1 pseudogene is annotated in these 320 nt (G+C 62.5%); it reads right to left on the minus strand.

Going from position 1 to position 320, the window contains the following annotated elements:
• Positions 1-71: 71 nt before the first annotated feature.
• A pseudogene (locus tag ACLQ24_RS30505) lies at positions 72-320 on the minus strand (IS5/IS1182 family transposase); the annotation flags it as partial.

Below are 320 nucleotides of genomic sequence, written 5' to 3' on the forward strand. Positions count from 1 at the left end.
CGACCCACCGTATGAGCGCATAACCACAGGTCAGACCGATTCGGCCGCCCATCTACTCACGCTGAACAGCTACGACGGATCGTGACGATCGCGGCGGCCAGGTAGAGGTAGAAGTCGATGATTTTGGCGTTGCGGTCGGTGTAGCGGCGGATCTTGCCGAAGTCGTTCATCCACGAGTTCGTGCGCTCGACTACCTACCGTTTGCCGACTTGGATCGGGGCGGGTATGCCCTTGCGGGCGATCTGCGCGTCGAAGCCGATCTCGTCGAGTAGCTCGCGGGTGCGGTTGCTGTCGTAGCCGCGGTCGAGGTGGGCGGTGAC

This window comes from Micromonospora sp. DT4 (genome assembly GCF_049841675.1).
Lineage (GTDB): Bacteria > Actinomycetota > Actinomycetes > Mycobacteriales > Micromonosporaceae > Micromonospora.